Annotated in this window: 9 protein-coding genes; 4 read left to right on the top strand and 5 right to left on the bottom strand. The window is 32.4% G+C overall.

From position 1 onward, the window contains the following. The first annotated feature begins 194 nt into the window (after window positions 1-194). A complete protein-coding gene (locus tag ACFHWD_RS20100; RefSeq protein ID WP_150358591.1) occupies window positions 195-1,577 on the top strand; it encodes an FAD-binding oxidoreductase in 1,383 nt (460 codons plus the stop codon). A gap of 53 nt (window positions 1,578-1,630) precedes the next feature. Here ACFHWD_RS20100 and ACFHWD_RS20095 read toward each other — a convergent pair whose 3' ends face one another. From ACFHWD_RS20095 to ACFHWD_RS20085, 3 genes are all read right to left on the bottom strand, one after another. After that, window positions 1,631-2,473 carry a sulfurtransferase gene (locus ACFHWD_RS20095; protein WP_150358590.1) on the bottom strand — a complete coding sequence of 281 codons (843 nt, stop codon included), beginning with the start codon at window positions 2,471-2,473 and terminating at the stop codon, window positions 1,631-1,633. A 33-nt stretch (window positions 2,474-2,506) separates the two neighbouring features. Further along, window positions 2,507-3,226, bottom strand: coding sequence for a 1-acyl-sn-glycerol-3-phosphate acyltransferase (locus ACFHWD_RS20090; RefSeq protein WP_179977454.1), 720 nt, complete (start codon window positions 3,224-3,226; stop codon window positions 2,507-2,509). Between the two features lie 102 nt (window positions 3,227-3,328). Further along, window positions 3,329-4,171, bottom strand: coding sequence for an epoxyqueuosine reductase (locus ACFHWD_RS20085; RefSeq protein ID WP_150358588.1), 843 nt, complete (start codon window positions 4,169-4,171; stop codon window positions 3,329-3,331). A gap of 302 nt (window positions 4,172-4,473) precedes the next feature. Between ACFHWD_RS20085 and ACFHWD_RS20080 the strand changes: the two genes are divergently transcribed. Beyond that, the gene (locus ACFHWD_RS20080) at window positions 4,474-5,217 is read left to right on the top strand and encodes a LysE family transporter (protein WP_179977455.1); all 744 of its coding nucleotides are present in this window, start codon (window positions 4,474-4,476) and stop codon (window positions 5,215-5,217) included. Window positions 5,218-5,245: 28 nt separating this feature from the next. Here ACFHWD_RS20080 and ACFHWD_RS20075 read toward each other — a convergent pair whose 3' ends face one another. After that, window positions 5,246-6,097: a YitT family protein gene (locus tag ACFHWD_RS20075; RefSeq protein WP_150358586.1), complete on the bottom strand. Its 852-nt coding sequence runs from the start codon at window positions 6,095-6,097 to the stop codon at window positions 5,246-5,248. Between the two features lie 174 nt (window positions 6,098-6,271). On the opposite strand from ACFHWD_RS20075, the gene ACFHWD_RS20070 reads away from it, so the two are divergent. Further along, the gene (locus ACFHWD_RS20070) at window positions 6,272-6,976 is read left to right on the top strand and encodes a DUF3298 and DUF4163 domain-containing protein (protein WP_179977456.1); all 705 of its coding nucleotides are present in this window, start codon (window positions 6,272-6,274) and stop codon (window positions 6,974-6,976) included. 40 nt (window positions 6,977-7,016) lie between these two features. Further along, window positions 7,017-7,331: a rhodanese-like domain-containing protein gene (locus ACFHWD_RS20065; protein WP_179977457.1), complete on the top strand. Its 315-nt coding sequence runs from the start codon at window positions 7,017-7,019 to the stop codon at window positions 7,329-7,331. Between the two features lie 89 nt (window positions 7,332-7,420). Here the strand turns inward: ACFHWD_RS20065 and ACFHWD_RS20060 are convergent, their stop codons facing one another. After that, window positions 7,421-8,497 (bottom strand): Xaa-Pro peptidase family protein, encoded by a 1,077-nt coding sequence (locus tag ACFHWD_RS20060; protein ID WP_150358583.1) that lies wholly within the window; start codon window positions 8,495-8,497, stop codon window positions 7,421-7,423. Window positions 8,498-8,629 lie beyond the last annotated feature (132 nt).

The following is an 8,629-nucleotide window of genomic DNA, read 5'->3' as shown; positions in this document are numbered from 1 at the left end:
TGACTAAGAAGCCATCCACTTCTATAAGTGGTGGTAGTTCACATATAGTTAGTAAATAGCAATCTTAAAATAAAATATACACAATTTAATATAAAAGTGGTATTATTAATTTTATCCGATGACTACTATTGCTTTAATAGACAAATCAGCATAAATCTAAGGATTATTTTATTAAATATTAGGAAGTGAATTTATTGGAAAGCAAAGTAATTGAAAATTTAAAAAAAATAGTAGGAGACGATTATGTTACAAACAGCTTGTCACAGATACAAAATTATTTAACTGATGAAACTGAATCCTTAATCCGGCTTCAACCACCGGAGGATTGCGTCCTGGTTAAACCAAGTTCTCCCAAAGAGATATCCTGCATATTAAAATACGCTAATAATTTCCTTATACCTGTGGTTCCAAGAGGAGGTGGCACCGGAGTATGTGGTGGAGCCGTTCCTATAAAACCCAGCATAATTTTATCTCTTGAAAGATTGAATAAAATAATTGAACTGGATAAAAAAAATCTGATGATCACAGTGGAAGCAGGAGCAACTCTGTCAGATTTACTCGAATCATTAAATAAACAGGATAAATTATTTTTCCCCATACATCCCGGAGATGAAGGTGCCCAAATAGGCGGTATGGTTATGGAAAATGCTGGAGGTACAAAAGCTGTAAAGCATGGAATTATGCGAAACCACGTCAAATCTTTAGAAGTAGTTCTCCCTACAGGAGAAATAGTAACTTTAGGCGGAAAACTTGTAAAAAATAACATGGGTTATGATCTGCTCAGCATGATGATTGGAAGTGAAGGAACTCTTGGTGTAATTACAAAAGTCACTTTAAAGCTCTATGCAAAGAACAAGTACACGGGAACTCTATTGATATCATTTGACGACAGGCGTGATGCCTGTGATTCAGTACCTACGATACTTCAAGAGGGAATAACGCCCTTAGCCGTAGAATACATGGACAGACTTATCTCACAAAGAGCTGCTGAAGATCTCGGAACTACATGGCCTGCTGTTAAAGGCTCCGTAGATTTGATGTTTATGCTTGATGGGAAAACTGAAGATGAACTGTATTCTGATAGTGAAAAAATTGTAGAGATATGTGAAAATCACAATGCAGTAGACAGTATTATAGCAGAGACTTCAAAAGAACAAAAGAAACTTTTGGATATAAGAAGTAATGCTTATACACCTTTTAAAGATCATGTAGCAGATGGACTGGATATGGCTGTTCCACCTTCATCAGTACCGGACTTTTTTGATGATATAACCTCCCTGGCGGAAAAATACAACACCACAATCCCAGCAGTAGGTCATATAGCAGATGGAAATATACATAATTTCATACTCAGTGTCAACGGAAAACTACCATCTTATTATGAAGAATTCAAACAGCAAATGTATAAAATTGCCCTAAAATATGGTGGAACAATAACAGCTGAACACGGAACTGGAAAGACCAGGAAAAAATATATGCCCCTTCAATTTACTGAAAGGGAGATTGAAATTATGAAGGGTGTAAAAAAAGCTTTTGATCCGAATGGTATATTAAATCCAGGTACTATAATCGATTAAGATGTAAATTAAAAATACTCTTTCTATACAAGTATGAAAGAGTATTTTTAATTTTATTCCATAATGGTTTTTTCTATGTTATTTCCCCTGTAGGTTATCCAGTCGCTCCAGCTGCCGCTGTATAGTTTAGCCCTTATACCAATTTCATCCAGTAATAAAAAATTAAAAGTTCCGTCTATACCTGAGCCACAGTATACTATCACTTCTTTTTTGCCATAGGCATCTTTAAATTTTTCTTTTAAATAACCAATATCCTTAATAGTATTATCTTGGTTTAGATTTTCTTTCCAATAATAATTTACCGCTCCCGGTATATGTCCTGCTATTTTATCTATGGGTTCATTTTCGCCTCTATATCTTATAGGAGTTCTCGAATCTATTATCATCCATTTATCATCGTACTTTATCCTATTCACATAGTTCATATCAACCCTCATATCTTCATTCACATTTGACTGAAAAGTGCCTTTCTTAGAAGACTTTACCATATCTTTAGAAAGATTATTTCCATCATTCACCCACTTGTCTATTCCTCCATCTAAGACATAGTTAAACTTATGCCCCATGTAATATCTCAACATCCAGCAAAACCTTGCCGCATCAGCAATTTTATAATCATCATAAGCCACTACCACGGTATCATCATCTATCCCTAAATTCTCCACGGTATTTTTAAACTCATCAACTTCCGGAAGAGGATCTCTTCCCCCATGTTCTCCTGGTGTTGAAGAAAGATCAGTACTCAAATTCACAAATAAAGCTCCCTCTATATGTGATTTTTTATAGGCATTTCGCCCATACTCTTTATCCAACAAATCTCCCCTACAATCCACAATCACTAAATTGTCATCTTTTAAATGCTCTCCAAGCCATTTAGTAGTAACAAAATTTTTCATTTAATCTCCTCCATATTATATAAATTCACTTCATTACCCTCTATCTAGATTTTCGCCTATTATCGATTTAACCATTAAAGGTAAATTTCTTTTCTGATTAGCACTTAAAAACTTTACATCAATAGGTTTATCAATTATCATTCTTACTCGAGCAGGTACAAATTTTTTCCCCCTGTTGTCTTCAAATATTTTATGGCTGCCATCAATGGCTACAGGTACTATGGGTATGCCAGATCTGATTGCAAGTTTAAAACTTCCCCTTTTAAATTCAAGCATCTCATGACATTTACTTATAGTACCTTCTGGGAATATAACCATGGAGTATCCTTTTTTTAGATTGTCTATTCCCTCATCAATAGCCTTTGCAGACTCTCTTATATTTTTTCTATTCATAAACACACAGTGAATTTTTTTCATTCCCTCCCTAATAATAGGTATTTTCAGCAGTTCATTCTTTGCAATAAATCCCATGGGCTTATGAATATAAGCAAGTATTATAAAAGGATCAAAATTTCCCTGATGATTTGAAACAAACAGATAATTTCTCTCTGTCAGTTTTTCATTCCCAATTACATCCACTTTAACCCCAATTCTATCTAATATATTTTTTGCCCATCTTGATACGATTTTTGATATACGTTCATCTGCTTCTTTTCTAGGAAAATTTTTATAAACGGATTTGATCCTTAACTCAAGATAAAAAGTATAAAATACATAAAATGTAAAATACAGATATAAAAATACAGTTCTCATTCTTTTTTTCCTTACTATAAAATATAATTAACAATAATATTATACCATTTTTCTTTAAAAAAAAGATGGATTTATTTATGAAAACATCCATCCTCCTCTTTATTATAATTTTTGAACAGTTTTAGAACCATGTTCTCTACAGTGCACCCATCCTGCATATTCAGGGTCCTTCTTATTTCTCTTCAGAACCTCTCTTTCACCTAAGTATTTTTTCGCATCATAGCCATATACTTTTCTATCTTCACCTATGGGACAAACTTTTATGCAAACTCCACAGGGATAGCAAAATGCACTTTTAAGCTCAGCATGATATGCTGCACATTTTTTCTTATCCATATCTGCAATAAGATTTTCCGTAGTCTTAAAAGAAGATGTAGGGCAGCATTTTCTACACATTTCACATTTAATACACAGATCTTTTTTCAAAACCGGATCAGGTGGAAGCAGAGCATTTGTTAAAACAGATACCAACCTTACCCTGGGACCAAATTCCTTGGTTATGAGAGTATGATTATATCCAATTGTCCCAAGTCCTGCATATTTCCCCGCCAATACTTGAGAAAAAGCTGCAGCTGGTTTTTCTATGAGGACAGAAATATCCCCATAACAATCTCTTGGAAAAAAGAATGCCTGTTTCTTTTGTACATTCAAATAATTTGAAATTTTATAGGCAGCTTCATCCAGAATCCTGTTAGCTGTATTATATAATTCAGAATACACAACAGAAGGGGTTGTCTCAAGCATAGGTAAATATATCTGCGTGCCAAGTACAATTACACTTTTTACTTCAGGCCATATGTTTTGCGGATAATATTCTGGATCTGTTTCGCCGTATTTTTCCCATCTTTCCACAGGTGCAAATCCAATAAGGTTCATCTGTAACTTCTTCGCCATATTTATAATATTAAATTTTAACTGATAACTTTTGTTTGAAAAATTTAGCATAATTGTCACCTCGTAAATTTTAAATAAGTTCATTCAAAAAAGCCAAGCTTCTTAAAATATAGTAAAATAATACATCAACTACTATACTTAAAAGCTTAGCCTTTAGTTTTTCTAATCAGCTAACATATAACAATTTCTATTGATTTATAATATATGGCACTTCAATCTATTTGTCAACTGTTTATCTTAAAAAACTTGTACAAAATCATTGAAGATATAGTTGGTTAAGAATAAAATAATAACATGCGGATAATGATATAAATATTTTAATTTCAAATATATTATGGGAAGCGATAAATTTTATGTTGACAAATTTATTTAAAGGAATACTTATAGGATTGATAACAGGTATGCCCTTAGGGCCCATCGGAGCTCTATGTCTTAAAAATACCCTGACTTTTGGACGTAGATATGGTTTAATTTCTGGACTTGGATCAGCATTTACAGATAGTATTTACGCCTATCTCGCTGTCATGGGTTTCATGTTGATTGAAAGATTTATTGTGTTACACGAAGAATATCTTCGTATTCTAGGAGGACTCATATTAATTTGTTCCGGTGCTTATCCTTTCGTACATAAGAAGCAAAATAGTGTTTTAAATAAAAACATAGAAGAAATTAATGAAAAAAATACTTCAGCATATCATCACTTATTATTCAGGGCATTTACTTCTACATTTTTAATATCTCTGGCAAATCCGACTACTATTTTTGCGTTCATAGTTATATTTACAGGACTGCATTTATCAAATTTAAAAATAAGCCCCATGAATAAACCTTTTTTAATTCTAGGTGTATTTACAGGGAGCATGATTTGGTGGTTTGTGCTAGTTTTTACAGCAGGTAAATTCACAACTAAACTTAAAATGAAAAACAAATCACTTATAAATAGAATATTAAATTCCGTAATAATATTGGGAGGAGTAGTAATATTTTTAAGTGCTTTTAACCATTTTAGCCTTAGAAAACTCACACTATTAAATTCAAAATTACTTAAACTATTTTTTAACATCAAATCCAGAATACCTTTCTATAAATATAAATAGAAAGCTATCTTTTTATTCCATATTGTTTTCAAAAAATTTTGGATTTAAAACCCCTTCCTCTCACTTCACTTGCATCCATAATAGACATAACTGCGTTAGCATCTAAATTATGGATAAATCTTTTGGCCTCTTCTACTTGTCTGGAATTCATTATGGAATATATGATCTTTTTTTGAGTTCCAGTATATGCTCCTTCGCCATAAAGGTAAGTAACTCCCCTTCCAAGTTTTTCTACTATAGCTTTTTCTACATCCTCAGTATTACTAGTCACTATAAACATTATTTTTCCCTTATCAAATCCCTCAATCATCTTGTCAACTACTACAGAATACATATACATGGATATCAATGTATATAGGGCAATAGGCAAATTCCCTATAATCATACCTATTGACACTATCACCGCATTGATCCCAAATCCAATTCTTCCTATGGAAATTCCATATTTCTTCTTTACTGCCACCGCTATTATATCTGTGCCACCTTGAGATGCTCTGCATTTGAATACAATTCCAGCCCCAACTCCCGTAAGCATTCCACTGCACAATGCCGATAGAAGTGGATCCGGCAGATAATAAAAATTGTGCACCGTCCTGGTAAAAATTAAAGACAAAGACATGGCTGCCATGCCTATAAAGCTAAAAATTCCAAACCTCCTATCCACGGTTTTAAATCCTACCATAAATATGGGAATGTTTATTGCTATAACAAAATACCCTGAAGGTATTCCCGTTAAATATTGAAATATAATTGCAACACCCGATACTCCACCGCTTAAAAATTTATGGGGTATGATAAACATATTGACTCCAATGGAATATACGACATTTCCTATAATAATTATCAGTATTCTCAATATAATACTTTTTACATTTTTCATATTATTTCTCCATAATCAATAACTTAACTCTATACAGCTGATTTTTCCCATTTTTAATCTCCACTGCAATAGATTATATTGCATATTATTTTAGGTTTAGTAAAATAATTGACACATTAAAAGAGCATTCAGAATAAAATATTATGAAAAGTAATAGCATGAGGAGATTTTAAAGTGCTTTATTTTAATTACCCTGATGACTCCAATTATACATTTAATATTGACGAAAATTGTTTAAAATTCTATAGAAATGATACAGATACCGATTCTGTAAAATTAAGCGAGCAAAAATTATCACCTATTAATTTTAGCATAAATTATCCAGTAATATCAAATGAAAAAGAAATAGAATCCCTTACAAAAATCAATAATCTTATTGCAGATGAAGTAAGCAAACTCTTTAGGAGTCAAGTTCTGCTTCCTGAAATTGTCGACTTTCATGATATACTTGGAAACTATGAAGTAACGCTAAATCAAAAAAATATTCTCAGTATACTTTTTAATATGGGTACTTATATAAACCATGCTGCCCACGGATATACAAAATACTCTTCTATAACAGCTAACACTGAAACAGGACAGGTATATGAGTTTAGTGATCTATTTAATCCTAAAGTATATTATACTAAAGTTTTAAACGATCTGGCAATGCAGTATATTAAAGAAAATAATATTGATTTAATAAGTGAATATAAAGGCATAACAGAAGATCAACAGTATTATCTAACTCCTGAAAATCTTGTATTGTATTATCAAATTTACGAATACACACCTTATGTATACGGGCTTTTCAAAATAGAAATCCCATACAATAAAATAACCAATATTATAAGCCCCACAGGTCCCATAGCTAGGCTTACTAGATCGACTGATCCTTAGGTTCAGGTGGAGTTTACATGTAAAAAGAGGGATAGCCATAATGTCACATATAAGAAAAATATCCGGCAGAGAATTGAGAAAGATGCTTGAAAGCAAATTTCCTCCACTTCTAATTGACGTTAGAACCCATAGGGAATTCCACAAAGGACATATAGACAGTAGCAAAAATATCCCCATTGAGAATTTTAAAGATATCATAAAAAAAATAAAACCAGATTTGAATTCTTCCATTGTAGTGTATTGCAAATGTGGTATAAAATCTGCAAAAGCCTCTCATATACTAAAAAAAATGGGATTCAAAAAAATTTACAATTTAGGTGGAATTGAAAACTGGCATCATAGACTTAAACGTTGATTTCATTAAAAAGGGAAATTAAGTTGTATGTCAATAAGAGCAGCTTAATTTCCCTAAAATTTCTTAACTGTATTAAATTCTTTAAAATACTATTCTACTATCATCAAATCTTTCGGATAATGATTTAATACTTCACAGCCATCTTCATTGGCAATTACCAAATCCTCTATTCTCACTCCCACTTCTCCCGGTATATAGATACCAGGCTCAATGGAAAAAATCTGTCCCGGCTGAACCACGTCGGTATTAGCTGAAGAAACATCCCCGAAATCATGATCCTCTATTCCTATAGAATGTCCTAATCTATGGGTGAAATATTTTCCGTAGCCTTTTTCTGTTATATAATCTCTAGCTGCAGCATCTATATCGCAAAACCTGACTCCTGCTTTAGCTTTTTCTATTCCCCTCTTATTTGCCTCTAAAACTATATTGTAAACTTCTCTACTGTGTTCTGGTGCATATTTATAGAAAACAGTTCTAGTCATATCTGAACAATAGGAATCTTTTTTACAGCCAATATCAATGACTACACTGTCTCCTTCTTTTACAGTTGAATCATCCATTACATGGTGTGGATCTGCTGCATTTGCGCCATAGCCTACAATTGGATCAAAGGAATGACCTTCTGCTCCCAGCTCTTCCCATATATCAGAAAGTATTTTCCCCATTTTCTTTTCAGAATACTTTTTTGGAATAAGCTTAATCATCCTGTCTATAGCAATATCATTTAACTTGGAAGAATTTCTCATCAATTCCTTTTCTTTTTCATCTTTACACATTCTCACCCTGTCAATAATTTCTGAAGCATTTACAAACGCACTTCCAGCTTTCAATTCCATTAATTTGATCAAAAAATGTGAAGCCCAATTTTTATCGATACCCATAGGTTTATCTTTTTCAACATATTTTGAAAGAATTTCTACAGGCTTCTGAACATCATTATAGTATATAATATCTACTCCTAAATCTTCACTTATAGGAAACAATTCATTTACAAATAATCTGTTGTTTCCCTTTAAGTTTACATAGAGTACCAACATCCTCTCGCCAGGCAAAATCCACTTTCCTGTAAGGTAGAATATAGCAGATGGATCTGAAATTATCATCTGAGGTAATTTTTCTTCCTCCATGAGCTTTAAAACTTTTTTAAGTCTTTCTTGTATCATTGTAAATCCACTCCTAGGTTAAATTATTATTTTTAATTTTCTATATTCAATAGAAGATTAAATTTCAACTTTCACTATTAAACTAACCCTGTTTAAATCCAGTCCTTTTTACAAAGTTATTCCAGATGGCAA

This window comes from Clostridium sp. MT-14 (assembly GCF_042436595.1).
Taxonomy (GTDB): Bacteria; Bacillota; Clostridia; order Clostridiales; family Clostridiaceae; genus Clostridium_B; species Clostridium_B aromativorans.
This window is presented reverse-complemented; position numbering and strand designations above follow the sequence as displayed.

Bases quoted from the DNA above. Each gene is read 5' to 3' on its own strand.
- ACFHWD_RS20065 (WP_179977457.1), top strand. From the start codon at position 7,017: ATGTCACATATAAGAAAAATATCCGGCAGAGAATTGAGAAAGATGCTT.
- ACFHWD_RS20095 (WP_150358590.1), bottom strand. From the start codon at position 2,473: ATGAAAAATTTTGTTACTACTAAATGGCTTGGAGAGCATTTAAAAGAT.
- ACFHWD_RS20085 (WP_150358588.1), bottom strand. From the start codon at position 4,171: ATGCTAAATTTTTCAAACAAAAGTTATCAGTTAAAATTTAATATTATA.
- ACFHWD_RS20060 (WP_150358583.1), bottom strand. From the start codon at position 8,497: ATGATACAAGAAAGACTTAAAAAAGTTTTAAAGCTCATGGAGGAAGAA.
- ACFHWD_RS20090 (WP_179977454.1), bottom strand. From the start codon at position 3,226: ATGAGAACTGTATTTTTATATCTGTATTTTACATTTTATGTATTTTAT.
- ACFHWD_RS20080 (WP_179977455.1), top strand. From the start codon at position 4,474: ATGTTGACAAATTTATTTAAAGGAATACTTATAGGATTGATAACAGGT.
- ACFHWD_RS20075 (WP_150358586.1), bottom strand. From the start codon at position 6,097: ATGAAAAATGTAAAAAGTATTATATTGAGAATACTGATAATTATTATA.